The sequence below is a fragment of the Paraburkholderia eburnea genome (assembly GCF_002917095.1).
GTDB classification, from domain to species: Bacteria; Pseudomonadota; Gammaproteobacteria; order Burkholderiales; family Burkholderiaceae; genus Paraburkholderia; species Paraburkholderia eburnea.
Genome location: NZ_PQGA01000003.1, coordinates 260,428 through 285,389, shown reverse-complemented (window position 1 = coordinate 285,389; position 24,962 = coordinate 260,428). Strand labels below are relative to the sequence as shown.

The 24,962-nt window shown below is 62.9% G+C and carries 23 protein-coding genes; 18 read left to right on the top strand and 5 right to left on the bottom strand.

Annotated features, from left to right (window positions below; genetic code table 11):
• Positions 1 to 41: 41 nt before the first annotated feature.
• The 8 genes from bamA to B0G62_RS09235 all read left to right on the top strand — a co-directional run bounded on the left by bamA (position 42) and on the right by B0G62_RS09235 (position 8,451).
• On the top strand, positions 42 to 2,348 hold the full coding sequence (gene bamA, locus B0G62_RS09270) for an outer membrane protein assembly factor BamA (RefSeq protein WP_103703895.1): 2,307 nt from the start codon (positions 42 to 44) through the stop codon (positions 2,346 to 2,348).
• A gap of 43 nt (positions 2,349 to 2,391) precedes the next feature.
• Positions 2,392 to 2,937 (top strand): OmpH/Skp family outer membrane protein, encoded by a 546-nt coding sequence (locus B0G62_RS09265; RefSeq protein ID WP_103703894.1) that lies wholly within the window; start codon positions 2,392 to 2,394, stop codon positions 2,935 to 2,937.
• Between the two features lie 18 nt (positions 2,938 to 2,955).
• On the top strand, positions 2,956 to 4,032 hold the full coding sequence (gene lpxD / locus B0G62_RS09260) for a UDP-3-O-(3-hydroxymyristoyl)glucosamine N-acyltransferase (protein WP_103703893.1): 1,077 nt from the start codon (positions 2,956 to 2,958) through the stop codon (positions 4,030 to 4,032).
• Positions 4,033 to 4,305: 273 nt separating this feature from the next.
• Complete coding sequence (gene fabZ, locus B0G62_RS09255; RefSeq protein WP_103703892.1) at positions 4,306 to 4,770, top strand: 3-hydroxyacyl-ACP dehydratase FabZ; 465 nt, start codon at positions 4,306 to 4,308, stop codon at positions 4,768 to 4,770.
• A 72-nt stretch (positions 4,771 to 4,842) separates the two neighbouring features.
• Positions 4,843 to 5,631 (top strand): acyl-ACP--UDP-N-acetylglucosamine O-acyltransferase, encoded by a 789-nt coding sequence (gene lpxA / locus B0G62_RS09250; protein WP_103703891.1) that lies wholly within the window; start codon positions 4,843 to 4,845, stop codon positions 5,629 to 5,631.
• A gap of 3 nt (positions 5,632 to 5,634) precedes the next feature.
• Entirely contained in the window at positions 5,635 to 6,804 is a 1,170-nt protein-coding gene (lpxB, locus tag B0G62_RS09245; protein ID WP_103703890.1) for a lipid-A-disaccharide synthase, read from the top strand.
• An 80-nt stretch (positions 6,805 to 6,884) separates the two neighbouring features.
• The gene (rnhB, locus tag B0G62_RS09240) at positions 6,885 to 7,571 is read left to right on the top strand and encodes a ribonuclease HII (protein ID WP_103704109.1); all 687 of its coding nucleotides are present in this window, start codon (positions 6,885 to 6,887) and stop codon (positions 7,569 to 7,571) included.
• Between the two features lie 94 nt (positions 7,572 to 7,665).
• Positions 7,666 to 8,451, top strand: a complete 786-nt coding sequence (locus B0G62_RS09235) for a TrmH family RNA methyltransferase (RefSeq protein ID WP_103703889.1) — start codon at positions 7,666 to 7,668, stop codon at positions 8,449 to 8,451.
• A gap of 86 nt (positions 8,452 to 8,537) precedes the next feature.
• On the opposite strand, the gene ppsR is transcribed toward B0G62_RS09235, so the two are convergent.
• Positions 8,538 to 9,353 carry a posphoenolpyruvate synthetase regulatory kinase/phosphorylase PpsR gene (gene ppsR, locus B0G62_RS09230; RefSeq protein WP_103703888.1) on the bottom strand — a complete coding sequence of 272 codons (816 nt, stop codon included), beginning with the start codon at positions 9,351 to 9,353 and terminating at the stop codon, positions 8,538 to 8,540.
• Between the two features lie 412 nt (positions 9,354 to 9,765).
• Here ppsR and ppsA point away from each other — a divergent pair, with 412 nt between their 5' ends.
• The 3 genes from ppsA to B0G62_RS09215 all read left to right on the top strand — a co-directional run bounded on the left by ppsA (position 9,766) and on the right by B0G62_RS09215 (position 13,779).
• On the top strand, positions 9,766 to 12,165 hold the full coding sequence (ppsA, locus tag B0G62_RS09225) for a phosphoenolpyruvate synthase (RefSeq protein ID WP_103703887.1): 2,400 nt from the start codon (positions 9,766 to 9,768) through the stop codon (positions 12,163 to 12,165).
• Between the two features lie 161 nt (positions 12,166 to 12,326).
• Positions 12,327 to 12,791 carry an NfeD family protein gene (locus tag B0G62_RS09220; RefSeq protein WP_103703886.1) on the top strand — a complete coding sequence of 155 codons (465 nt, stop codon included), beginning with the start codon at positions 12,327 to 12,329 and terminating at the stop codon, positions 12,789 to 12,791.
• Between the two features lie 31 nt (positions 12,792 to 12,822).
• Complete coding sequence (locus tag B0G62_RS09215; RefSeq protein ID WP_103703885.1) at positions 12,823 to 13,779, top strand: SPFH domain-containing protein; 957 nt, start codon at positions 12,823 to 12,825, stop codon at positions 13,777 to 13,779.
• 91 nt (positions 13,780 to 13,870) lie between these two features.
• Here the strand turns inward: B0G62_RS09215 and smpB are convergent, their stop codons facing one another.
• The gene (gene smpB / locus B0G62_RS09210) at positions 13,871 to 14,317 is read right to left on the bottom strand and encodes an SsrA-binding protein SmpB (RefSeq protein ID WP_103703884.1); all 447 of its coding nucleotides are present in this window, start codon (positions 14,315 to 14,317) and stop codon (positions 13,871 to 13,873) included.
• A gap of 102 nt (positions 14,318 to 14,419) precedes the next feature.
• On the opposite strand from smpB, the gene B0G62_RS09205 reads away from it, so the two are divergent.
• Complete coding sequence (locus B0G62_RS09205) at positions 14,420 to 14,857, top strand: type II toxin-antitoxin system RatA family toxin (protein WP_103703883.1); 438 nt, start codon at positions 14,420 to 14,422, stop codon at positions 14,855 to 14,857.
• A 2-nt stretch (positions 14,858 to 14,859) separates the two neighbouring features.
• Positions 14,860 to 15,207 carry an RnfH family protein gene (locus tag B0G62_RS09200; RefSeq protein WP_103703882.1) on the top strand — a complete coding sequence of 116 codons (348 nt, stop codon included), beginning with the start codon at positions 14,860 to 14,862 and terminating at the stop codon, positions 15,205 to 15,207.
• Positions 15,208 to 15,259: 52 nt separating this feature from the next.
• Here B0G62_RS09200 and B0G62_RS09195 read toward each other — a convergent pair whose 3' ends face one another.
• Positions 15,260 to 16,303 carry a DMT family transporter gene (locus B0G62_RS09195; RefSeq protein ID WP_103704108.1) on the bottom strand — a complete coding sequence of 348 codons (1,044 nt, stop codon included), beginning with the start codon at positions 16,301 to 16,303 and terminating at the stop codon, positions 15,260 to 15,262.
• Between the two features lie 283 nt (positions 16,304 to 16,586).
• Between B0G62_RS09195 and guaB the strand changes: the two genes are divergently transcribed.
• The 3 genes from guaB to guaA all read left to right on the top strand — a co-directional run bounded on the left by guaB (position 16,587) and on the right by guaA (position 20,547).
• A complete protein-coding gene (guaB, locus tag B0G62_RS09190; RefSeq protein ID WP_103703881.1) occupies positions 16,587 to 18,047 on the top strand; it encodes an IMP dehydrogenase in 1,461 nt (486 codons plus the stop codon).
• A gap of 6 nt (positions 18,048 to 18,053) precedes the next feature.
• On the top strand, positions 18,054 to 18,755 hold the full coding sequence (locus tag B0G62_RS09185; RefSeq protein ID WP_103703880.1) for a hypothetical protein: 702 nt from the start codon (positions 18,054 to 18,056) through the stop codon (positions 18,753 to 18,755).
• A 208-nt stretch (positions 18,756 to 18,963) separates the two neighbouring features.
• Positions 18,964 to 20,547: a glutamine-hydrolyzing GMP synthase gene (guaA, locus tag B0G62_RS09180; RefSeq protein WP_103703879.1), complete on the top strand. Its 1,584-nt coding sequence runs from the start codon at positions 18,964 to 18,966 to the stop codon at positions 20,545 to 20,547.
• A gap of 430 nt (positions 20,548 to 20,977) precedes the next feature.
• Here the strand turns inward: guaA and B0G62_RS31135 are convergent, their stop codons facing one another.
• Positions 20,978 to 21,538 carry a hypothetical protein gene (locus tag B0G62_RS31135; protein WP_146055231.1) on the bottom strand — a complete coding sequence of 187 codons (561 nt, stop codon included), beginning with the start codon at positions 21,536 to 21,538 and terminating at the stop codon, positions 20,978 to 20,980.
• Between the two features lie 552 nt (positions 21,539 to 22,090).
• On the opposite strand from B0G62_RS31135, the gene B0G62_RS09175 reads away from it, so the two are divergent.
• Together B0G62_RS09175 and B0G62_RS09170 are read left to right on the top strand one after the other, a co-directional pair.
• Positions 22,091 to 22,429, top strand: coding sequence for a helix-turn-helix domain-containing protein (locus B0G62_RS09175; RefSeq protein WP_103703878.1), 339 nt, complete (start codon positions 22,091 to 22,093; stop codon positions 22,427 to 22,429).
• Entirely contained in the window at positions 22,422 to 23,669 is a 1,248-nt protein-coding gene (locus B0G62_RS09170) for a type II toxin-antitoxin system HipA family toxin (protein WP_103703877.1), read from the top strand. The genes B0G62_RS09175 and B0G62_RS09170 overlap by 8 nt, the downstream gene beginning before the upstream one ends.
• 270 nt (positions 23,670 to 23,939) lie before the next feature.
• On the opposite strand, the gene B0G62_RS09165 is transcribed toward B0G62_RS09170, so the two are convergent.
• Positions 23,940 to 24,794: a sensor histidine kinase gene (locus B0G62_RS09165; RefSeq protein ID WP_167401213.1), complete on the bottom strand. Its 855-nt coding sequence runs from the start codon at positions 24,792 to 24,794 to the stop codon at positions 23,940 to 23,942.
• Positions 24,795 to 24,962: the final 168 nt, after the last annotated feature.

Here is a 24,962-nt window from a genome sequence, read left to right as displayed (position 1 = left end):
GCCGCCCGACCTGATGCAGCTATACACACTGGGGAAGCACGTTGTTTAGACCTCATCGCTTGGTTCCAAAAACGGTAGCCGCCGCGGCGCTTGCCGCACAGGGTCTTGTGGCCCATGCTGCAACGACGCCTTTCGTGGTACAGGACATCCGCATCGAAGGACTGCAACGCGTAGAGCCGGGCACGGTGTTCGCGTACCTGCCGATCAAGCAGGGCGATACATTCACCGACGACAAGGCCTCCGAAGCGATTCGCGCATTGTATGCGACCGGTTTCTTCAACGACGTGCGCATCGCCACCGAAGGCGGCGTGGTCGTCGTGCAGGTGCAGGAACGCCCCGCGATCGGCACGATCGATTTCGCCGGCATCCACGAGTTCGACAAGGACAACCTCACCAAGGCGCTGCGCGCAGTCGGTCTCTCGCAAGGCCGCTACTACGACAAGGCCCTGGTCGACAAGGCCGAGCAGGAGCTGAAGCGCCAGTACCTCACGCGCGGTTTCTACGCAGCCGAAGTCACGACCACCGTCACGCCGATCGACCGCAACCGCGTCGGTCTGCTGTTCTCGGTCGTCGAAGGTCCGAGCGCGAAGATCCGCCAGATCAACTTTATCGGCAACAAGACGTACAGCAGCAGCACGCTCCTGAGCGAAATGCAGTTGTCCACGCCGAACTGGTTCTCGTGGTACACCAAGAACGACCTGTACTCGAAGGAAAAGCTCACGGGCGACCTCGAGAACGTGCGCTCGTACTATCTGAATCACGGCTACCTCGAGTTCAACATCGACTCGACGCAGGTCTCGATCTCGCCCGACAAGAAGGACATGTACCTCACGATCGGGCTGCACGAGGGCGAGCCGTACAAGATCTCGGGCATCCATCTCGCCGGCAATCTGCTGGACCGCGAGGCGGAGCTGAACAAGCTGGTCAAGATCAAGGCGGGCGATCGCTTCTCGGCTGAAAAGCTGCAGGCGGCGACCAAGGCCATCGTCGACAAGCTCGGCGAATACGGCTATGCGTTCGCGACCGTCAACGCGCTGCCGCAGATCAACCAGGCCAATCACACCGTTGACCTCACGCTGCAAGTCGACCCGAGCCGCCGCGTGTACGTGCGCCGCGTCAACGTGGTCGGCAACACGCGCACGCGCGACGAAGTCGTGCGCCGCGAAATGCGCCAGCTCGAAAGCTCGTGGTTCGATTCGAGCCGCCTCGCGCTGTCGAAGGACCGTATCAACCGTCTGGGCTACTTCACCGACGTCGACGTGACCACGGTTCCCGTGGAAGGCACGGCTGACCAGGTGGACGTGGACGTGAAGGTCACCGAAAAGCCGACCGGCGCGATCACGCTAGGCGCGGGCTTCTCGTCGACCGACAAGGTGGTGCTCTCGGCGGGCGTGTCGCAGGACAACGTGTTCGGTTCGGGCACGTCGCTGTCGGTGAACGTCAACACCGCGAAGTCGTACCGCACGCTGTCCGTCACGCAGGTCGATCCGTACTTCACCGTGGACGGCATCAAGCGCATCACGGACGTCTACTACCGTACGTACCAGCCGCTGTATTACTCGACCGATTCGAGCTTCAAGATCATCACGGCGGGCGGCGACCTGAAGTTCGGCATTCCGTTCTCGGAAGTCGATACCGTGTTCTTCGGCGTGGGCTTCGAGCAGGACCGTCTCGACGTCGATGACGCAACGCCGCAGTCGTACAAGGACTACGTGAACCAGTTCGGCCGCGTGTCGAACAACGTGCCGCTGACGATCGGCTGGTCGCGCGACGCACGTGACAGCGCGTTGATTCCGAGCCGCGGCTACTTCCTGCAGGCCAATGCCGAATACGGCACGCCGATCGGCGCGACCGAGTACTACAAGACCGATGTGCAGGCGCAGTACTATTACTCGTTTGCGCGCGGCTTCGTGCTGGGCCTGAACTTCCAGGCCGGTTACGGAAATGGCCTGAGCGGCAAGCCGTACCCGATCTTCAAGAACTACTACGCCGGCGGTATTGGTTCCGTGCGGGGTTACGAGCCGAGCTCGCTGGGTCCGCGCGACAAGACGACGAACGACCCGATTGGCGGCTCGAAGATGGTGGTCGGCAACATCGAACTCACGTTCCCGCTGCCGGGTACGGGCTACGACCGCACGCTGCGCGTCTTCACCTTCCTCGACGGTGGTAACGTCTGGGGCGACGAAGGCACGAGCATCGGCTCGAACGGTCTGCGTTACGCCTACGGTGTGGGTCTGGCGTGGATTTCGCCGATCGGCCCGCTCAAGCTGAGCCTGGGCTTCCCGGTCACGAAGCATGAAGGCGACCAGTATCAGAAGTTCCAGTTCCAGATCGGCACGGCATTCTGACGGACGCGCAGGAACAGGCATTTACAGAAACGAGAGGATAACTTTGCTAACGGGACTGTTTTCCAGGCGGACGATCGGGGCCTTGACGCTGTCGCTGGCGATGCTCGCTTTCGGCACGGGCGCGGCCCATGCGCAGGAAGCGAAGATCGCGGCGGTCAACTCCGACCGCATCCTGCGCGAATCCGCCCCCGCGAAGGCTGCGCAGACCAAGCTCGAAGCCGAGTTCGCGAAGCGCGACAAGGATCTGCAGGACATGGCGCAGCGCCTGAAAACGATGTCGGACTCGCTCGACAAGAGCGGGCCCAGCCTGTCGGTTGTGGATCGCGCACAGAAGCAGCGCGATCTGTCGCAGCTCGACAGCGACTTTCAACGCAAGCAGCGTGAGTTCCGCGAAGATCTGAACCAGCGCCGCAACGAAGAACTCGCGGCGGTGCTGGATCGCGCGAACAAGGTGATCAAGCAGATCGCCGAGCAGCAGCACTACGATCTGATCGTGCAGGAAGCGGTGTACGTGAGTCCGCGCATCGACATCACCGACCAGGTGCTGAAGGCGCTGGCCAACGGCGCCACCGGCAGCAACAGCAACTAAGGCAGGAGCAGCACGCGCATGGCATTTACGCTTGAGGCAATCGCCGGGCAGTTCGGCGGCGAGGTGGTGGGCGATGCGACGCACCGCGTCGGTTCGCTCGCGCCGCTCGACCAGGCGGGTCCGCAGCAACTGGCTTTCCTTGCCAATCCGAAGTATCTCTCGCAGGTCGAAACGACCCGTGCGGGCGCGGTCCTCATCAGCCCGGACGATCTGGCGAAACTCGCTTCGCGCGAAGGTCGCAACTTCATCGTCACACCCAATCCGTATGCTTACTTCGCGCGCGTCGCGCAGGCGTTCATCGACCTGGCCGCGCCGAAGGTGCAGCCGGGCGTGCACCCGAGTGCGCACGTCGACGCGACGGCCACGGTGGCGGCCAGCGCCGTGATCGGCCCGAACGTGACGGTGGAAGCGGGCGCGGTGATTGGCGAGAACGTGCGTCTGGACGCCAATGTGGTGATCGGTCGCGGTACCCAGGTGGGCGAGGGCTCGCATCTCTATCCGGGCGTCACCGTCTACTACGGCTGCAGGATCGGCGCGCGCGCCATCGTGCACGCAGGCGCGGTGATCGGCTCCGACGGCTTCGGCTTTGCCCCCGATTTCACGGGCGAGGGCGATGCGCGCACGGGTAGCTGGGTCAAGATTCCGCAGGTGGGCGGCGTGTCGATCGGACCGGATGTCGAAATCGGCGCCAACACCACGATCGACCGTGGCGCGATGGCCGACACGATCATCGAGGAGTGCGTCAAGATCGACAACCTCGTGCAGATCGGCCACAACTGCCGGATCGGCGCATACACGGTGATCGCGGGCTGTGCCGGCATTGCGGGCAGCACGACGATCGGCAAGCATTGCATGATCGGCGGCGCGGTCGGCATCGCCGGGCACGTCACGCTTGGCGATTACGTAATCGTCACGGCGAAGTCGGGCGTGTCGAAGTCGCTGCCGAAGGCCGGCATCTACACCAGTGCGTTCCCGGCCGTCGAACACGGCGACTGGAACAAGAGCGCCGCGCTGCTGCGCAATATCGACAAGCTGCGCGACCGTATCCGCGCGCTTGAAGCCGCCGTCGCCCAAAAACCGCAGGGCGACGCATAAGAACCAGGCCTGGCGGCGCGGCTCTCGCCGCGTGCCGGGCCGAACCTCGCGCGACGCGTTCCGGGCTGCGTGCCCGGCCCGCTAGCCGGCCAGCGTGGCGCGGGGGAATCCGTATGCACGAAGTCGCGCGCGGGGCGCATACTGCGCCAGGGCGCGAACCGCAGGGGTACGCCTCGCCGGCGCGGCAGCCGCCGCTTATAGCCAGGTGCTAGCCAGGCGCTTCGGGCAACGCAATCGAAAGTGACACGCAATTCCTGCGTGAGCAGAAACACCATGAACATCGAAAAACTCAACTTCGACATCCACAAGATTCTCACGTTGCTCCCGCACCGTTATCCGTTCCTGATGGTGGACCGGGTCCTCGAGCTCGAGCCGCACAAGAGCATCAAGGCGTTGAAGAATGTGACGATCAACGAGCCCTTTTTCACGGGTCATTTCCCGCAGCGTCCGGTCATGCCGGGCGTGCTGATCCTCGAAGCGCTGGCGCAGACCGCCGCGCTGCTGACGTTCTCGGAAGAAGAGCAGGACTTCGAGAACACGCTGTACTACTTCGTCGGCATCGACGGTGCTCGTTTCAAGCGCGTGGTGGAGCCGGGCGATCAGCTCATTCTGAACGTGACGTTCGAGCGCTACATGCGCGGCATCTGGAAGTTCAAGGCGCAAGCCGACGTGGACGGCGTGGTCGCCTGCGAGGCGGAGCTCATGTGCACCGTCAAGAAAATGGACGCGGCGCAGTAAGCTGCGCTGTCGCATGCCGCAGCGCGCCTGCAGACGCGCTGCGCACGACAACAGAATCGGAGAGCATGACGAATGAGCAGGATCCATCCCACTGCGATCGTCGAGCCGGGCGCTCAAGTCGACGAATCGGTCGAGATCGGCCCGTATGCGGTGATCGGTGCGAACGTCACCATCGGCGCGCGTACCCAGATCGGCTCGCATAGCGTGCTGGAAGGCCACACGACGATCGGCGAAGACAATTCGATCGGTCACTATGCCTCGATCGGCGGCCGCCCGCAGGACATGAAGTACCGCGGCGAGCCCACGAAGCTCGTGATCGGCAACCGCAACACGATCCGCGAGTTCACGACGCTGCACACGGGCACGGTGCAGGACACCGGCGTCACGTCGATCGGCGACGACTGCTGGATCATGGCCTACGTGCACGTCGGCCACGATTGCCGTCTTGGCAACAACATCATCATGTCGAGCAACGCGCAGCTCGCGGGCCACGTGATCGTGGACGACTACGCGATCGTCGGCGGCATGACGGGGGTGCACCAGTTCGTGCGCATCGGCGCGCACGCGATGGTGGGCGGCGCCTCGGCGCTCGTGCAGGATGTCCCGCCGTTCGTGATCGCCGCAGGCAACAAGGCGGTGCCGCACGGCGTCAACGTCGAAGGTCTGCGCCGCCGGGGCTTCTCGCCCGACGCGATCTCGGCGCTGCGCGCAGCCTACCGCACGCTGTACAAGAACAGCCTGTCGCTCGAAGAAGCGAAGCAGCAACTCGCCGAACTCGCCCAGGCGGGCGGCGACGGCGACGAGCACGTGAAGGCGCTGCTCAGCTTCGTCGAGCAGTCGCAACGCGGCATCATCCGCTAAACGATGGCGTTGCAAACCCATCCGCTACGCCTCGCCATGGTCGCCGGCGAACCGTCCGGCGACCTGCTCGCATCGTCGCTGCTCAAGGGGCTTGTCAGCAAGCTGCCGGATACTGCGCAGTACTATGGAATCGGCGGCCCGCGCATGCAGGCCGTCGGTTTCGACGCGCACTGGCCGATGGACAAGCTCACGGTGCGCGGCTACGTCGAGGCGCTCAAGCACATCCCCGAAATCCTGCGCATCCGCCGCGAGCTCAAGCATCAACTGCTCGCGGAACAGCCCGATGTCTTTATCGGTGTCGATGCGCCGGACTTCAATTTCGGCCTCGAACATTCGTTGCGCGAAGCGGGCATTCCCACGATCCATTTCGTCTGCCCGTCGATCTGGGCGTGGCGGGGCGGCCGCATCAAGAAGATCCAGAAGTCCGTGGATCACATGCTCTGCGTGTTCCCGTTCGAAACCGCGATCCTGGAAAAGGCCGGCGTCGCCGCGTCCTACGTGGGCCATCCGCTCGCCGACGATATCCCGCTTGAACCGGACGTGCCCGGCGCGCGCCGCGCGCTCGGCCTGCCCCACAGCGGCCCGATCATCGCGGTGCTGCCGGGCAGCCGCCGCTCCGAGATCAACCTGATCGGCCCGACCTTCTTCGACGCGATGCAGATCATGCAGCAGCGCGAACCGGGCCTGCGCTTCGTGATGCCGGCGGCGACGCCCGCGATTCACGCGCAGTTGCAGGAACTGGCGAGCCAGCATCAGGGATTGGCGCTCACGATCGTCGACGGTCAGTCGCAACTCGCGATGACGGCCGCCGACGCGATTCTCGTGAAAAGCGGCACGGTCACGCTCGAAGCGGCGCTGCTCAAGAAGCCGATGGTGATTTCCTACAAGGTGCCCTGGCTCACGGGGCAGATCATGCGCCGTCAGGCCTATCTGCCTTATGTCGGGTTGCCGAACATCCTTGCGGGGCGTTTCGTGGTGCCGGAGATCCTTCAGCACTTCGCCACTCCCGAAGCGCTCGCGGACGCCACGCTCACCCAGTTGCACGACGAAGCGAACCGGCGCACCCTGACCGAAGTGTTTACGCAGATGCATCACGCGCTGCGCCAGAACACCTCGGAGCGTGCCGCTGAAGTGGTGGCGCGCGTCGTCGAAAGCCGCAAGGGGCGGGCATGAGCGAAGGTACGACCCGGCGCGCGAAGGTAGCCGCAAAGCCGAAGGCGCCTTCGCAGGCCGCGCAAAAGCGCGCGGTGCGCATGCAGCGCGCGGAACAGGCCGGTCTGCTGTTCGAATCGCCTGACGACATCATCTGCGGTGTGGACGAAGCCGGGCGCGGGCCGCTGGCCGGCCCGGTGGTCGCCGCCGCGGTGATTCTCGATCCGGCTCGCCCGATCGAAGGTCTCGACGACTCGAAAGCGCTCACCGCGAAGTCGCGCGACGCGCTCTACGACCTCATCGTCGAGCGCTCGCTTGCGTGGTGCGTGGCTGAAGCGAGCGTCGAGGAAATCGACACGCTCAATATCCTGCACGCGACCATGCTGGCGATGCGCCGCGCGGTCGAAGGCCTGAGCGTGACGCCGACGCTCGCCAGGATCGACGGCAACCGCTGCCCGGTGCTGCCGGTGCGCAGCGAGGCGGTGATCGGCGGCGACGCGCTGGTGCCGGCTATTTCGGCGGCCTCGATCATCGCGAAAGTCACGCGCGACCGCATGCTGCTGGAGTTGCACTCGGCGTTTCCCGCTTACGGTTTCGACGCGCACGCCGGCTACGGCACGCCGCAGCATCTGGCGGCGCTGCGCGCGCATGGCCCGTGCGTGCATCATCGGCGTACATTCGCGCCGGTGCGCGCAGCCTATGAACTGCATGGCGCGGCGGCGCAGGTGGCGGCCGCGACGGCGGCAAGCGATGCGGCGGGTCCGGACGACGCCTTCGCGCCCGCCTGACCCCGCCGATGCGCCTGCCGAACTCATCCGGCGCCGCCTCGTGCGGCGCCGTTTTCCTTTTCAACGATCCTTTTTTGAACCGCCAGGCCCGCCCGTGAAAGCCATTACCTCGCGCGACAATCCGCTCTACAAGCGCCTGAAGGCGCTGGCCGGCTCGACGCATCAACAGCGGCGCGCCCATCAGGCCCTGCTCGAAGGGTTCCACCTCGCGAGCGCCTGGCTCGACGGCGGCGTGCAGCCCGAATATTGCGTCGTCACCGAAGGCGCGCTCGCGCACGAGGAGGCGCAGGACATCGTCGCGCGGGTCGACGAACGCCGCGTCATCACCTTGCCCGATGCGCTGTTCGGCCAGCTTTCGAACGTCGTGCACGGCGCGGGGATGCTGCTGCTCGTGGACATGCCGGAAACGACGCTGCCGCAGCGCGTCGCATCGACCTGTCTTGTGCTCGACGGTCTGCAGGACGCGGGCAATGTCGGCTCGATCCTGCGCAGCGCGGCGGCGGCGGGCATCGACAAGGTGTTCTGCACGCCTGGCACGGCCTACGCGTGGTCGTCCAAGGTGCTGCGCTCGGCGATGGGCGCGCATTTTCTGCTGCAGGTCTACGAGAACGTCGAGCCGCAGACGCTCCTCGACCTGCTCGGCGTGCCGGTCGTCATCACCGATTCGCATGGCGCACAGGCCATCGACGAGGCGGATCTGACAGGGCAGCTCGCATGGGTGTTCGGCAACGAGGGCGCGGGCGTCTCGCAGGTGTGGCGCGACGCGGCGGCGTTGCGCGTGACGATTCCGCAGCCCGGCGGCATGGAATCGCTCAATGTCGCGGCGGCGGCGGCCGTGTGCGTCTTCGAGCAGTGCCGGCAACAGCGCCACGCGCGCTGACGTCACGCGGCGCCCCTCAAAAGCAAAAAGGCCTGCAGATATGAACTGCAGGCCTTTTTCGTTACGAATGCGTTGCGAACGGCAAATCAGTAAGACGGTTTGTCGATGCGAATCTCTTGCAGGACCGTTGTGGCGATTTCCTCGATCGACTTGTGCGTGGAGGAGAGCCACTTGATGCCTTCGCGGCGCATCATCGCTTCGGCTTCGTTCACCTCGTAGCGGCAGTTTTCCAGCGCCGCATACTTGCTGCCCGGGCGCCGCTCGTTGCGGATTTCCGTGAGGCGCTGCGGATCGATCGACAGCCCGAAGATCTTCGAGCGGTGCGGCAGCAGCGAAGTCGGCAGCTTGCCACGCTCGAAATCGTCGGGAATCAGCGGGTAGTTTGCCGCCTTCACGCCGTACTGCATCGCCAGATAGAGGCTCGTCGGCGTCTTGCCGCTGCGCGATACGCCCACGAGGATCACGTCAGCATCGGCAAGATTGCGGTCCGACTGGCCGTCGTCGTGCGCCAGCGAGAAGTTGATCGCCTCGATCCGGTTCTTGTACTCGTCGGTGTCCGCGTTCTGGTGACCGCGGCCCATGGCGTGGCTCGACTTGAGTTCCAGTTCCTGCTCCAGCGGCTCCACGAAGGTCTGGAACATGTCGAGCACGAGCGCATTGGCGCGCTTGACGATCTCGTTCGAGCTGCTGTCCACGAGCGTCGTGAAGACAATCGGGCGACGGCCTTCCTGCACCGCGGCCTCATTGATCTTCTCGGCGGTGGCATAAGCCTTGTCGGACGAATCGACGAAGGGCACGCGCACGAGGCGGAATTTCTGGTCGAACTGCGACAGGATCGAATGCGCGAACGTTTCGGCAGTGATCCCGGTACCGTCGGAGACGATGAATACGGTAGGCGGCATCGGTTGAGGCTGGGTACGTGAGCTGCTGGAGCGCTCGGGACGGGCTGGAAAGCCCCGTAGGCGCCGTCGGACCGCTGTGGGACGAGTCCGAGGCGCGATTCTCGCCGACTGACACATTTTCCGTAGTCGGCACGGTAGAATAGCGGCAACCTGTTGGATAAGCAATTGCAGTGCAACCGCGCCAAACCGCAGTCCATCGTGGCTCAAACTGGCGTCAACTTGCAGCGGTTTTGGATAACTTTCTGCAATCGCGCGCATCTTCGTGCTTTTCCCCATGCCGGCTCCAGTCCTTCGGAGCCACGGCGATTGCTTCTCCAACAGGTTGCGCAAGACGCGAATTCGCCCCCAATGGGCGACTCGCGTTCGAGCCCACTTGCGCAATCGTGAATTTTTTTCACACTTAGGGGCTTGTATGACTAACACCGTTGCCAAGGATCAGGCTTATGTAGTGCCTTTCGAGCAGTTGCGGATGACCGATGTCGAGATCGTGGGCGGCAAGAACGCCTCGCTCGGCGAAATGATCAGCCAGTTGGCTGAGGCTGGCGTGCGTGTGCCTACGGGCTTCGCGACGACTGCGCTCGCCTTCCGCGACTTCCTGAAACACAACAACCTGACCGAACGGATCGCCGCTCGTCTGGAAACGCTCGACGTCGACGATGTCAAGGCGCTGGCCGAAGCCGGCAAGGAAATCCGTCAATGGATCGTTGACGCGCCGCTGCAGCCGCAACTGGAAGCGGACATCCGCGCGGGGTTCGAAACGCTGCAGGCCAGCTCGCCTTCCGAGCTGTCGTTCGCGGTGCGTTCGTCGGCGACGGCGGAAGATCTGCCCGACGCCTCGTTTGCCGGTCAACAGGAAAGCTACCTGAACGTGGTGGGCGTCGAGGACGTGCTCGACCGCCTCAAGCACGTGTTCGCGTCGCTTTACAACGACCGCGCCATTTCCTATCGCGTCCACAAGGGCTTCACCCACGCTGAAGTCGCGCTGTCGGCCGGCGTGCAGCGCATGGTCCGCTCGGACCGCGGCGCCGCAGGCGTGATGTTCACGCTGGACACGGAATCGGGCTTCAAGGAAGCCGTCTTCATCACGTCGAGCTACGGCCTGGGCGAGACCGTGGTGCAGGGCGCGGTGAATCCGGACGAGTTCTACGTCTTCAAGACCACGCTCGCGCAAGGCAAGGCGCCGATCATCCGCCGCTCGATCGGCTCGAAGCTCATCAAGATGGAATTCACGCAGCCGGGCGAGCCGGGCCGCGTGAAGACGGTCGACGTTTCGCACGAACAGCGCAATCGCTTCTCGATCACCGACGAAGACGTGATCGAGCTGGCGAAGTACGCCGTCATCATCGAAAAGCACTATCAGCGCCCGATGGACATCGAGTGGGGCAAGGACGGTCTCGACGGCAAGATCTTCATTCTCCAGGCGCGTCCGGAGACGGTGAAGAGCCAGGCCGCCGGCAAGGTCGAACAGCGCTTCAAGCTCAAGGGCCAATCGCAGGTTCTGGCGACGGGCCGCGCAATCGGTCAGAAGATCGGCGCGGGCCGCGTGAAGGTGATTCACGATCCGTCCGAAATGGAACGCGTGCAGCCGGGCGACGTGCTGGTCGCCGACATGACCGACCCGAACTGGGAGCCGGTAATGAAGCGCGCAGCGGCCATCGTCACGAACCGTGGCGGCCGTACCTGCCACGCGGCGATCATCGCGCGTGAGCTGGGCGTGCCGGCAGTCGTGGGTTGCGGCGACGCGACCGACATGCTCAAGGACGGCGCGCTGGTGACGGTGTCGTGCGCCGAAGGCGACGAAGGCCGCATCTATGACGGTCTGCTGGAAACCGAAGTCAGCGAAATCCAGCGTGGCGAGCTGCCGTCGATTCCGGTCAAGATCATGATGAACGTCGGCAACCCGCAACTCGCGTTCGACTTCTCGCAGCTGCCGAACGCCGGTGTGGGCCTCGCGCGTCTCGAGTTCATCATCAACAACAACATCGGCGTTCACCCGAAGGCGATCCTCGAGTACCCGAACATCGACGCGGACCTGAAGAAGGCGGTCGAGAGCGTTGCGCGCGGCCACGCGTCGCCGCGTGCGTTCTACGTCGACAAGCTGACGGAAGGCATCGCCACGATCGGCGCGGCGTTCTATCCGAAGCCCGTCATCGTGCGTATGTCGGACTTCAAGTCGAACGAGTACAAGAAGCTGATCGGCGGTTCGCGTTACGAGCCGGACGAAGAAAACCCGATGCTGGGTTTCCGCGGCGCGTCGCGTTACATCGCCGACGACTTCGCTCAGGCGTTCGAGATGGAGTGCCTGGCGCTCAAGCGCGTGCGTGAAGAGATGGGCCTCACGAACGTCGAGATCATGGTGCCGTTCGTGCGTACGCTCAAGCAGGCGGAGCGCGTCGTCGCGCTGCTGGCGAAGTACGGCCTGAAGCGCGGCGAAAACGGTCTGCGCCTCATCATGATGTGCGAAGTCCCGACCAACGCGATCCTTGCCGAAGAGTTCCTGCAGTACTTCGACGGCTTCTCGATCGGGTCGAACGACCTCACGCAGCTCACGCTCGGCCTCGACCGGGACTCGGGCATGGAGCTGCTGGCCGCCGACTTCGACGAACGCGATCCGGCCGTCAAGTTCCTGCTCAAGCGCGCGATCGAAACCTGCCTGCGCCTGAACAAGTACGTCGGCATCTGCGGTCAGGGCCCGTCCGATCATCCGGACTTCGCCCAGTGGCTCGCGGAAGAGGGCATCGCCTCGATCTCGCTGAACCCCGACACGGTGATCGAAACGTGGCAGGCGCTGGCAAAGGCGCAGGCGAAGTAAGATCGCGAACCACGCCGACGGGCGGCGTAAGCCGTCCCGCCGCCCGCGCGCGAGAAGCTTGATGCAGCTTGCATTGGGCTTTCGCACGCAGCGGAAAAAAGTGTCAGCTTCGTGCTATAACACCCCGGTCTATCCGGGGTGTTTTACTTTGGGAGGTCGACGTGGGTCCGCATGGTTTGTTCTGGTGGATCGGCGCGGGCGTGCTGATCGTGGCCGAGCTGATGACCGGCACCTTCTATCTGCTGATGATCGCGCTCGGCTTCCTCGCCGGCGCGCTGGCCTTCGAACTGGACGCGCCGCTCGATTTGCAGCTCGTGGTGGCCGCACTGGTGGCGCTGGTCGCCGTGATCGCGCTGCGGCGCTCGCGTTTTGGGCGCAAGCGCCGCATGGTCGATGCGTCGAGCGATCCCGGCGTGAATCTCGATATTGGCTCGACGCTCACGGTGGCCGCGTGGCATGAAGGCCGCGCGCGCACCCTGTATCGCGGCGCCGAATGGGACGTGGAACTCGCGCCTGGCGAACCGGAAGACGCCCATCTCTATCAGATCAAAGCCTTACGGGGCAGTTGCCTCATCGTCGCGGCCGCGCATGGTGACGTGACCGGCGTGGCAACACGCCACGCCTGACGACGCCTGAACGAAACAAAAGGGGAAGCGCATGCAAGTACCAGTTGTTGGGCTGATTCTGCTCGTGATCGTCATCGTCCTGATCTCCAAAACCGTCAAGATCGTGCCGCAGCAGCACGCCTGGGTGCTGGAACGGCTGGGCCGCTATCACGCCACGCTCACGCCGGGCCTCACGATCGTGCTGCCCTTCATCGATCGCGTGGCCTACAAGCATGTGCTCAAGGAAATCCCGCTCGACGTGCCCAGCCAGATCTGCATCACGCGCGACAACACGCAGTTGCAGGTGGACGGCGTGCTGTATTTCCAGGTGACCGATCCGATGAAAGCCTCGTACGGATCGAGCAATTTCGTGTTTGCGATTACGCAGCTTTCGCAGACGACGCTGCGTTCGGTGATCGGCAAGCTCGAACTCGACAAGACTTTCGAGGAGCGCGATTTCATCAACCATAGCGTGGTCTCGTCGCTCGACGAGGCGGCGTCGAATTGGGGCGTGAAGGTGCTGCGCTACGAGATCAAGGATCTCACGCCGCCCAAGGAAATCCTCCACGCGATGCAGGCGCAGATCACGGCGGAGCGCGAGAAGCGCGCGCTGATCGCGGCGTCAGAAGGGCGCAAGCAGGAGCAGATCAATCTTGCGGCGGGCGCGCGCGAGGCCGCTATCCAGAAGTCGGAAGGCGAGCGGCAGGCCGCGATCAATCAGGCGCAGGGTCAGGCGGCGGCGATCCTGGCGGTTGCCGAGGCGAATGCGACCGCGATCCAGAAGATCGGCAACTCGATCCAGGCGCAGGGCGGCATGGATGCGGTCAACCTCAAGGTCGCCGAGCAATACGTGACGGCCTTCGGCAACCTGGCGAAGCAGGGCAATACGCTGATCGTGCCGGGCAATATGAGCGATCTGAGTTCGATGATTGCGTCGGCGCTGACGATCGTGAACCGCACGGGCATGAAGGAAACGCAGCTGACCCGCGACACCACCAAAGGCGTCTGAGCTTTCGGTCTAATGTGACAGAACGACAAAAGGGCGGCCAGGGCCGCCCTTTGTCATGTCTGAGGGTTTCGTACGCGCCGCTCAGCGCTGCTTAAGTGGGGTTGCGCATCAGGCGCGCCTTTTCGCGCTGCCAGTCGCGCTGCTTCTCGGTTTCGCGCTTGTCGTGCAGCTTCTTGCCCTTGGCGAGGCCGATCTCGCACTTCACGCGGCCGCCCTTGTAGTGGAAGTTCAGCGGCACGAGGGTGAAACCGCGCTGCTCGACCTTGCCGATCAGTTTGTCGATTTCCTCGCGATGCAAGAGCAGCTTGCGGGTGCGCGTGGGGTCGGGCTGGATGTGGGTCGAGGCTTCGGGCAGCGGGCTGATGTGCACGCCGATCAGGTAAAGCTCGCCATCCTTGATGATGACGTAGGCTTCCTTGATGTTGGCCCGCCCGGCGCGCATCGCCTTGACCTCCCACCCTTCGAGCACGAGCCCCGCCTCGTGGCGCTCTTCGATGAAGTAATCGAAGAAGGCTTTTCTGTTGTCGATGATGCTCATAGGAAAATGGGAAACGCCCAACTCGTTTAAAATTACGATTTTAGCAAAGCGGGCCAGCGAAAGCCCGTGGCGCCTTCACCCTTGCATCGCATTGCGCAATTTATGGCGGATGTCCAGAAAACCGTGTTGATTCGCCATTCGGCGGAACAGATGTTCGACCTCGTGACCGATGTCGACGACTATCCCAATTTCCTGCCGTGGTGCGGCGGCGTCGAGGTTCGCCGCAAGGACGAAACCGGCATGGAGGCGAAAATCGATATCAACTTCAAGGGCATCAAGCAGCACTTCGCCACGCGTAACGTGCAGCAGCGCCCCGAACGGATCGATATGGAGTTCACGGACGGTCCTTTCAAGAAGTTCACCGGCTCGTGGCGCTTCACGCCGCTGCGCGCGGACGCCTGCAAGATCGAGTTCGCGCTGCACTACGAGTTTTCTAACATCATTCTCGAAAAGATCATCGGCCCGGTGTTCCACCACATTGCGAACACTTTCGTCGATTCCTTCGTGAAGCGCGCCGATCAGCGCTACGGCAAGGCCTGAGCATGAGCGCGAATGTCACCTCCAGCAGCCTTCGCGTCGATGTCTGCTACGCGCTGCCTGACGCGCAGACGCTCATCGGCGTGCAGTTGCCGGCCGGCGCGACCGTCCAGCAGGCCATCGACGCCAGCGGCATCTTGACGCGCCATCCCGAGATCGATCTGACGAAACTGAAGGTGGGCGTGTTCGGCAAGCTCAAGCCGCTCGACGCCGAATTGGCCGATCACGACCGCGTGGAGATCTATCGGCCGCTGGTCGTGGATCCCAAGCTCGCGCGTCAGCGCCGTGTCGACAAAACGCGCAAGGCGGGCTCGATCGAAGGGCGCAAGTGGCAGAACAAGGATTCGCGCTGATCGGGCTTTGGACCGGTGCGCGTATCCGCCCCTCCTTGTCGCTCGGTTTCGCTCAGTTGGCCACGCGGCGCCGTTCGGTGCCGTTTTCGCCACTTTTCCCTGCGTGGCCCATGCCGGGCAGATCGCCTTCCGGCACGATGCCGTCCCCGTGCATCGTATCCTCCGGACCGCCCGCATGATGGCGCACGGACCAGCTCACCCCCACCACCAGCAGCACGATAGCCGCGATTTCCAGCCCACGCGGCAGGCGGTGGTCGTAGATGAAGCCGTAGAGCAGGGCGAACAGCGTCTCGAATACGATCATCTGCCCTGACAGCGTGAGCGGCAGGCGCTTGGCGGCGGCATTCCAGAGGCCGTTGCCGAGCCACGATGCGCCGATCGCCAGCACGAGGTTGAGCTGCCAGAACGTCGTCCAGCGTCCATCGGCGAGCGTTGCCTGTGCGGTGCCCGCCGGCATCACGAGAATCCCGAGCCACAGCAGGCCGCCGAGCGCACCTGTCACCACGCCCCAGAGCACGGACCACTCGTTGCCGCTGAAATGCGCGTTGCGTTGCAGGTAGCGCGAGTTTTCCACGGCGAACCACGTCCAGCAGATCAGCGCGCCGACCGCGCAGCCAATCCCCGCGATCTTCGTGAGCGTCGTCGTGTGATCGCTTGCGCTGGCGGACGCCGTGAATACATCGACGTTGATGCAGACGATGCCCGCCGCGATCATCGCGAGCGGCCAGACCAGCTTCGAGAGCGGCACGGCGCCACGATCGGCGCGCCCGAGCAGCGTCACCGTCACCGGCAATACGCCGACGATCAGCGACGCCGGGGCGATGCCCACGAGGTGAATCGCGCTGGCCAGACACAGGTAGTAAAGCAGGTTGCCCATCAGCGCCAGCTTGACGAGCGCGACGAGATCCTCGCGCGTGAAACGCGGCCAGACGCGTTTGAGCATCGGCAACAGGGCAGCCAGCGAAACGAGCCCATACATCACGTAGCGTCCGGCGCTCAGGAGCAACGGCGAGAAGTCCACCAGTTGCCGGGGCACCACGAATACGGTTCCCCATAACGCTCCGGCGAGCACGCCGTACAACACACCACGCTGCATTTCCATTGCCTCCGCAAGTCAGTCATTGCATTTCATTGGCTCGCAGCTTAACCGTGCGGGCGCGGTGGCGTCTTGTTCAATACTGCACGGCGCCCGCTTGTCGCACACCCGCGGGTCATGCTCAATGGATCGAAATTCGGGTCGGAAACCCTTGTGCGGCGGCCCTTCGCGACGCCGCCCGAGCCCCAAAAAAATCCCCAAATCGGCGCTAAGCTACTGTACGCGCTGATGATTTCCAGGGCGCTATCCCGTATAATCTGCTTTTGCGCCTATAGGATTTGCCATGCGTCTGATCCAGAAAGCACTCACGTTCGATGACGTGCTCCTCGTTCCCGCCTTTTCCGACGTTCTCCCGCGCGACACCAGCCTGAAGACCCGGCTGACCCGCAATATCTCCCTGAACATTCCGCTCGTCTCGGCCGCGATGGACACCGTCACGGAAGGGCGTCTCGCTATCGCAATGGCGCAGCAGGGTGGCGTCGGTATCGTCCACAAGAACCTCACGCCCGCCGAACAGGCGCGCGAAGTCGCGAAGGTGAAGCGTTTCGAGTCGGGCGTCGTGCGCGATCCGATCACCGTGCCGCCGCAGATGAAGGTCGCGGACGTCATCGCGCTGTCGCAGCAGCATGGCATTTCGGGCTTCCCGGTCGTGGAAGGCGCGCAACTCGTCGGTATCGTCACGAACCGCGACCTGCGCTTCGAAACCCGTCTGGACGAGCCGGTGCGCTCGATCATGACGCCGCGCGAGCGCCTCGTCACCGTCAAGGAAGGCACGCCGCTCGCCGAAGCCAAGTCGCTCATGCATAGCCACCGCCTCGAACGCGTGCTGGTCGTGAATGACGCCTTCGAACTGCGCGGCCTGATGACCGTCAAGGACATCACCAAGCAGACCGAGCACCCGGCCGCCTGTAAGGACGAACACGGCAAGCTGCGCGCTGGCGCGGCAGTCGGCGTGGGTCCGGACAACGAAGAGCGCGTCGAACTGCTGGTGCAGGCCGGCGTCGACGTGATCGTCGTCGATACGGCGCACGGCCACAGCAAGGGCGTGCTGGAGCGCGTTCGCTGGGTCAAGCAGAATTTCCCGCACGTCGAAGTCATCGGCGGCAACATCGCGACGGCCGATGCCGCGCGTGCGCTGGTCGAATATGGCGCGGATGGCGTGAAGGTCGGTATCGGCCCCGGCTCGATCTGCACGACGCGTATCGTCGCGGGCGTGGGCGTGCCGCAGATCAGCGCGATTTCCAATGTGTCGGAAGCGCTCAAGGGCACCGGCGTGCCGTGCATCGCCGACGGCGGCGTGCGCTACTCGGGCGACGTGTCGAAGGCGCTGGCAGCCGGCGCGAACGCCGTGATGATGGGCAGCATGTTCGCGGGCACCGAAGAGTCGCCGGGCGACGTGTTCCTGTTCCAGGGCCGCCAGTACAAGTCGTACCGCGGCATGGGATCGGTCGGCGCGATGAAGGACGGCGCGGCTGACCGCTACTTCCAGGACAACTCGGCGAACATCGACAAGCTCGTGCCGGAAGGCATCGAAGGCCGTGTGGCCTACAAGGGTCCCATCAACGCCATCCTGTTCCAGATGATCGGCGGCGTGCGCGCCTCGATGGGCTACTGCGGTTGCCGCACGATCGACGAACTGCACGCGAAGGCGGAGTTTGTGCAGATTACGGGTGCCGGTCTGAACGAATCGCACGTCCATGATGTTCAGATCACCAAGGAAGCGCCCAACTATCACGTGGACTAAGCCTCGATGAAGCCGCTGCTGCGCGTAGTGCTGATTGTCGATGCGTTGGTGTTGCTGGGGTTCGGCGTGCTGTTTCTTCTCACGCCCTGGGCCTCGCTCTACGACGCGCTGCAATTGGTACAGGCGCAGCCGGCGCTCATCGGACAGGCGTTCGGTGTGGTGTTGTTCGGTTTTGCCTGGCTCGCGCTGCGCGGGGTCTTCGACGGCGCGCTGACCGCCACGGTCGGCCGCACGGCGGGGCACGTCAACTGGATCGCCGGTGTGTTGATGCTGGTCTGGCTGATCGGCTTGCACAAGCCGCAACTCACGGGTTTCGGCCAGTTGGTGGCCGGTGCGGTGGGTGTTTGCCTGATCGTCATCGGATTGGGCGGCGCGCGTCTCGCGGGGAAGGTGAAGCTGCGCGACAAGGCGCTGGCGGCCGAAGCCGCGGCGCAACAGCGCGAGGCGCGCCTTGCGGCCAGCTCCAGGCGTGATGAGCCGGTGGTGTATGCGAAACCGGGTTTCCCGCACGTAAAGACCGCGCCGGTTGCCGTGCCTGTTGAACCTGTGGCGCCAGCGACTGCGCAAACATACGCTGCACCCGTTGCGCCGGTGGTTACGCCGCACGCCACGACGGTGCAAGCCGCAGAAGCCGAAACAGCTGGGCAAGCGCGCCAGAGCGCCCGCGACGAAGCCGCCGACGCGCAGCGGCCACCGCTGCGAGGTTGAGGTGCGATGCGCGTCGACGCCAACCGTCAGACGCGACATCCGCCAGAGTGCGCCCAAACCCGCGCCCGCACCGCGCTGCACCGGACCCCCGGTTTTGCCGCGCAGAGGCGCAGGCGCCCCAGGCGCCAATGAATTCACGCCGCGTGCGAGCTTTGCAGCCAGTGCGCGGCTTTCTGTATCCGTTCTTTTTTAGGTCTCGTCCGCTGCCATGCACGACAAAATCCTGATTCTCGACTTCGGTTCGCAAGTCACCCAACTGATCGCGCGCCGTGTGCGCGAAGCCAACGTCTATTCGGAAATCCATCCCTACGACGTCGATGACGCGTTTATCCGCGAATTCGCACCGAAGGGCATCATCCTGTCGGGCGGCCCCAGCTCCGTTACCGAAACCGACACGCCGCGCGCCCCGCAAGCCGTGTTCGAACTGGGCGTGCCCGTGCTGGGCATCTGCTACGGCATGCAGACGATGGCCGAACAGCTCGGCGGCAAGGTCGACGGCGGCCACCTGCGTGAGTTCGGTTACGCCGAAGTGCGCGCCCGCAACCATACGAGCTTCCTCGACGGTATCGAAGACTTCCGTACGGCCGAAGGCCACGGCATGCTCAAGGTGTGGATGAGCCACGGCGACAAGGTTATCGAAATGCCGGCCGGCTTCCAGCTGATGGCCTCGACCGAGTCGTGCCCGATCGCGGCGATGGCCGACGAAGCACGCCACTTCTACGGCCTGCAATGGCACCCGGAAGTCACGCACACGGTACAGGGCCGCGCGATGCTCGAACGCTTCGTGGTGGGCATCTGCGGCGCGAAGGCCGACTGGGAAATGGGCCACTACATCGACGAAGCCGTCGAAGCGATCCGCAAGCAGGTTGGCAATGAGCACGTCATCCTGGGTCTGTCGGGCGGCGTGGATTCGTCGGTGGCCGCGGCGCTGCTGCATCGCGCGATCGGCGACCAGCTGACCTGCGTGTTCGTCGATCACGGCCTGCTGCGTCTGAACGAAGCCGAACAGGTGATGTCGATGTTCGCCGGCAATCTGGGCGTGAAGGTGATTCACGTCGACGCGAGCGAAGCGTTCCTGTCGAAGCTGGCGGGCGTGACCGATCCGGAAGCGAAGCGCAAGATCATCGGCGCGGAATTCGTCGAAGTGTTCCAGACGGAAGCGGGCAAGCTCACGGACGCGAAGTGGCTCGCACAGGGCACGATCTACCCGGACGTGATCGAATCGGCGGGCAAGGGCAAGAAGGGCACGCACACGATCAAGAGCCACCACAACGTAGGCGGCCTGCCGGAAACGCTGAACCTCAAGCTGCTCGAACCGCTGCGCGAGCTGTTCAAGGACGAAGTGCGCGAACTGGGCGTGAAGCTCGGCCTGCCGCACGAGATGGTGTATCGCCATCCGTTCCCGGGTCCGGGTCTGGGCGTGCGCATTCTGGGTGAAGTGAAGCGCGATTTCGCGGATCTGCTGCGCCGCGCGGATGCGATCTTTATCGAGACGCTGCGTAACACCATCGACAAGGAAACCGGCAAGTCGTGGTACGAACTGACGAGCCAGGCGTTCGCAGTGTTTCTGCCGGTCAAGAGCGTGGGCGTGATGGGCGATGGCCGCACGTATGAGTATGTCGTCGCGCTGCGCGCGGTTCAGACGATGGACTTCATGACGGCGCACTGGGCGCATCTGCCGCATGAGCTGCTCGGCAATGTGTCGAACCGCATTATCAATGAAGTGCGCGGGATTAATCGCGTTGTGTACGATATTTCGGGGAAGCCGCCGGCGACGATTGAGTGGGAGTAGGAATGATGAAGCGTGGTAGGAATTAATGACTTGCAGTTTACGATAGTTGGTTTCGGAGCTATTGTAAATTGGTGAGATCGATCTGCAATCGATCAGCGAGTTAAAGGTACTGATTTCGCCACAGCGTGCGTTTCGGCATTCCCTTGGGCGCGCTTCAACAGCATCTCTAACGGTATAGGCGAGCGACAGGTACAGGCTCGCTTAATACCGTGAGTTGCGTCTCTATGCCCAAAAGGAGCGTGGCAGGTGCCCGATATCTGCCAGATAAGCGAAATTGCAGCGGCGTTAGGAGTTTGCATAAAATTTCTGATGGCGAGAACAGGAATTTTAGCGTGAAAGAATTGTCTCCTCGACCTTGCCGTGCAGGTACGGCATGGTCTGTGGGGCGGCTGATCGAAGTTTTCTGTTAGTTGTCCACGTTGCACAGTATCTAATAGATCAGCGGCTCGCCTCGCAGATAAGGTCGAATGCGCGCCCACTCCAAAATTTTCAGCTCGCGGTCAAGTTCTTCCAGGTCCTTTAACGTCGCTATCGGATCAAACACCTCCTTGGTGGCGAACGAGTTGCCCTTTCGATCGGTCGGATATCGATGGCGCTGATCTAGCGTCGAGTGGAACGCTTCTTGAACGTCCGGAAATAGGTCAAGATTTTGGCTGACGTTGAAACAAGGCGGAATTTCGAATGAAAAGATCAGATCTGGATAAAGTCGACGATATTCAAGGAATAGTCTGTTTAAGTTGTGGGTCGGCGGTGTCAAGTCTCGACTAGAAACGGCGCCAATTGCCGCCTTTAAGAACAGCTCAATTCCTTGGCGAGCCAGGTGCAGTATTACGCGACTTGATGAATATTGTGAACTGAATTCACCCTCAAGCATTTTCGTACACAAGCATTGACTGGCTTCAATAAATGCGCGTGAGAGCCAAAATCCTCGATCCCACTCAGGTAGTTTGGCAAGCTCTTCGGAAAACGACGGATCAGAATCCTGTTTCATGCGAATTCCCCAATGCCAGGTCGTGCTCTCAGCAAACAGTCCGAAACGATGCATGCGTTGTGGGCACGCCGACGAGTGTTCTCATACCTCAATAAACCCTGCAGAACGGATATTCACAACTTGGGCCATTTGCCACGATTGTCTCCTTTGGCCAATAGAGCCGTATTACGCGCCAGCCACGACGGAATCGGTTTGAGGACGGTATGGACGCGCTGGCGAGTCAAGTAATAACGACGGGCCTACAACTCCAATCTTTTGAACGCGCCGATCATTCTTTCCTGCTCTTGGTGAAGGAGTCTTCTCTGTGCAAAAGGCGGCAAATGGAGAGCCGGCAGATGCACCAACGACCCCTTAATGACGGGAGATCAACTGGGTATCGAGCGCAACGGTCTTGCCGGCTCCCTATGGTGACAGGTAGTCATCATAAACTCACTCACGGTGATCGCACCCTATGTCCGTGCGACGTCAAGTTTCACCGCCGACCCAACCTGACCAGAAAAATGCTATCTTCGTGATACATTAACAAGCACAGAGGCTCAGGAAGATAGCAAAATGCCAACCCCCCACGCTCCTTCAGCCGGCGTCCGGCGGGCGCTGCGCAAATTGGGCGCCGATATTCACGACGCTCGTCGTCGTCGCCGGCTAACCATGGCTGTGATTGCCGAGCGGGCCTTTACGTCGAGAGCGACTTTGCAGCGCATCGAGGCGGGTGATCCCAGCGTGAGCGTGGGCATCTACGCGGCAGTTCTGCAGGCGCTTGGACTTCTGGACGGACTACTGGAGGTTGCCGACGCCGCCCGGGATACCGTGGGGCAGTCGCTGGCAACCGCCGCATTGCCTCAGCGCGTCCGGCTGCCCCGTGGCGGCGGAGGGAAGGGTGATCATGGCTGATGTCGAGGTATATATCGATCTCGCCGGCACGCCGCGACCGGTAGGGCTGCTCAGACGCCACGCGTCGCGTCGGGAAGAAACGGTCACGTTCGAATATGACGAGACCTGGCTGGCCGACGACGAGCGCTTTTCGATTGAGCCGGCGCTGGCGTTGACGCGTGGCGTATTCCCACCGCCGCCAGATCAATCCGTCTTTGGTTCGATCGGCGATTCAGCGCCCGATACCTGGGGGCGCCGCCTCATGCAGCGCGCGGAGCGTCGACAGGCCGAACGTGAAGGCCGGCGCGTCCGCACGCTCGGCGAATTGGATTATCTGCTGGGCGTAGCGGATGAAACGCGGTTGGGCGCGCTGCGATTCCGCTGGAGCGGAGAAGACGAATTCCAGACGCCCGTTTCCGCCGGTGTCCCCGCGCTGATCGAATTGGGGCGTCTGCTTCAAATCACCGAGCGCATCCTGCGGGACGAGGAAACCGATGAGGATCTGCAACTGATCTTCGCGCCCGGGTCGTCACTCGGTGGCGCGCGTCCCAAGGCATCGGTCATCGACCAGTATGGCCATTTGTCGATTGCCAAATTCCCGAAGGAGACCGACGACTACAGCATCGAGGCGTGGGAGGAAGTCGCCCTGCGCCTGGCTGAACGCGCCGGCATTTCCACCCCACATCACGAACTGCTTCAGGTAGCGGGCAAGCCTGTGCTGTTGTCGCGTCGCTTCGACCGCGCTGGGAATATTCGCATTCCCTTTCTCTCGGCCATGTCGATGACAGGATCGCGGGACGGCCAACGTGGCAGCTATCCCGAACTGGTTGATGCACTGACGCAACACGGCGCGAAGGCGCGGGCCGATGCTGCACAGTTGTATCGTCGCGTGACCTTCAACGTACTGGTCTCCAATGTCGACGACCATCTGCGCAACCATGGTTTCCTCTGGGCCGGCCGCGATGGCTGGGTGTTGTCACCGGCTTATGACCTTAATCCCACGCCAACCGACGTCAAGGCGCGCATCCTGACGACTAACATCGATCTCGACGAGGGAACGTGTTCGGTCGGACTCCTTGAGAATGCAGCGGAGTTTTTCGGCTTGTCGCTGAAACAGGCCCGGGCCACGATTCGGGAGGTGGCAGACGTGACCCGGACATGGCAAGCGGTTGCTCAGGAAGTCGGTTGCCGGCGCGCAGAGAGCGCTCGCATGGCAAGTGCCTTCGAGCATGATGATCGTGATGCAGCGTTGCGGTTGTGACGGTATCAAGGGTCGCTTTCGAACGAGCCTGACGGTATCGACGACGGTATCGCGCTCTTAACGCGTCCTGAGACAGCCACTGTTCGAGATTTTTCAAATAACGCAGGCGCTGATCCAGCGGGAAAAGCAGCGGCGCACCGTGGCGAAGATCGTTGGTGAATGGGCTGCCAACTGGCCTGACGAAGCCAGAATGGCGGACACACGAAATCAGGCGAGCGCCTTGAGGTTGCCGCGGTATTGCCGCCATCATGCCGGTGCATCCGCTACCCATCACTCGATCACGATGGGCAGCCGCAGCGTGAATTCGCTGCCGGCGCCGGGTCCCGCACTGGTCGCTGACACGGTTCCGCCATGTGACTCGGCGACGGCTTTCACAACGGCAAGACCAACTCCCAAACCGCCCGCGCTTGCCACTATCGTTCTGCTGGATTGAGCAAAGAGTTCGAATATGTGCGGCAGAAGTGCCGCCGATATGCCCAGGCCATTGTCCTTGATCGAGACGACAAGGTCTTTTCCGTCCGAAAGTACATTCGCAGTGATGCAACCATTTTCAGGTGTGTATTTCACCGCGTTATGCAGGAGATTGCTGACGGCCTGTGCCAGACGGACCGGATCGCCTTCAACGCGTAGCGTCCTGTCGGCAAGTTGCACCGTGAATGTCTGGCCACGTTTGGCCGTCTCCAGTGCAGCCGCGGCGAGCGGGGCGGCCAGGAACGAGGCCACGTCGACGCGCTCCAGGGTCATGTGAAGGGCATCGCGGTCGAGCCGGATAGCATCCATCAGATCTTCGGCGAGCCGGGCTATCTGCGCGACTTGTCTGTCGATCATGTCAAGCGAGCGGAGCACTTCCGGCCGATCCGCCGACGCCCTGCGGATCAGCTGTGTGGCGAGTTGCAGCGGGGTGAGCGGTCCACGAAGCTCATGCGCCACCATGGTCAGCACCCTGTTCTTGAAGTTCGGCACGCCGGCAGGGTCGCCGCCTGGACGGGGCGCTTCGAGGAGAACAACGGTGGACCGCCGCGGAGGGCGTGCGATGATTTCATCGGTCAGCTCTTCGTGGTGCGCGTCGTGAGTGCCGACAGACCATCGGAAAGACGTTGAACGTACTGACATATTGATCCCCATGTCGCGCTTTTCGGTCGCGATGCTCCAGCAGTGGGCGATTCGCCGATACCTGCTTCGCGAGCGTGATCTGAAGATCACTGCCAGGGGCAGGTTGACACAGCAAGATCCCATGAGCGATCCGGCAAGTCTGTACGGTGGCGTTCAGGTTGGAAAAAACAACCGCGGCGC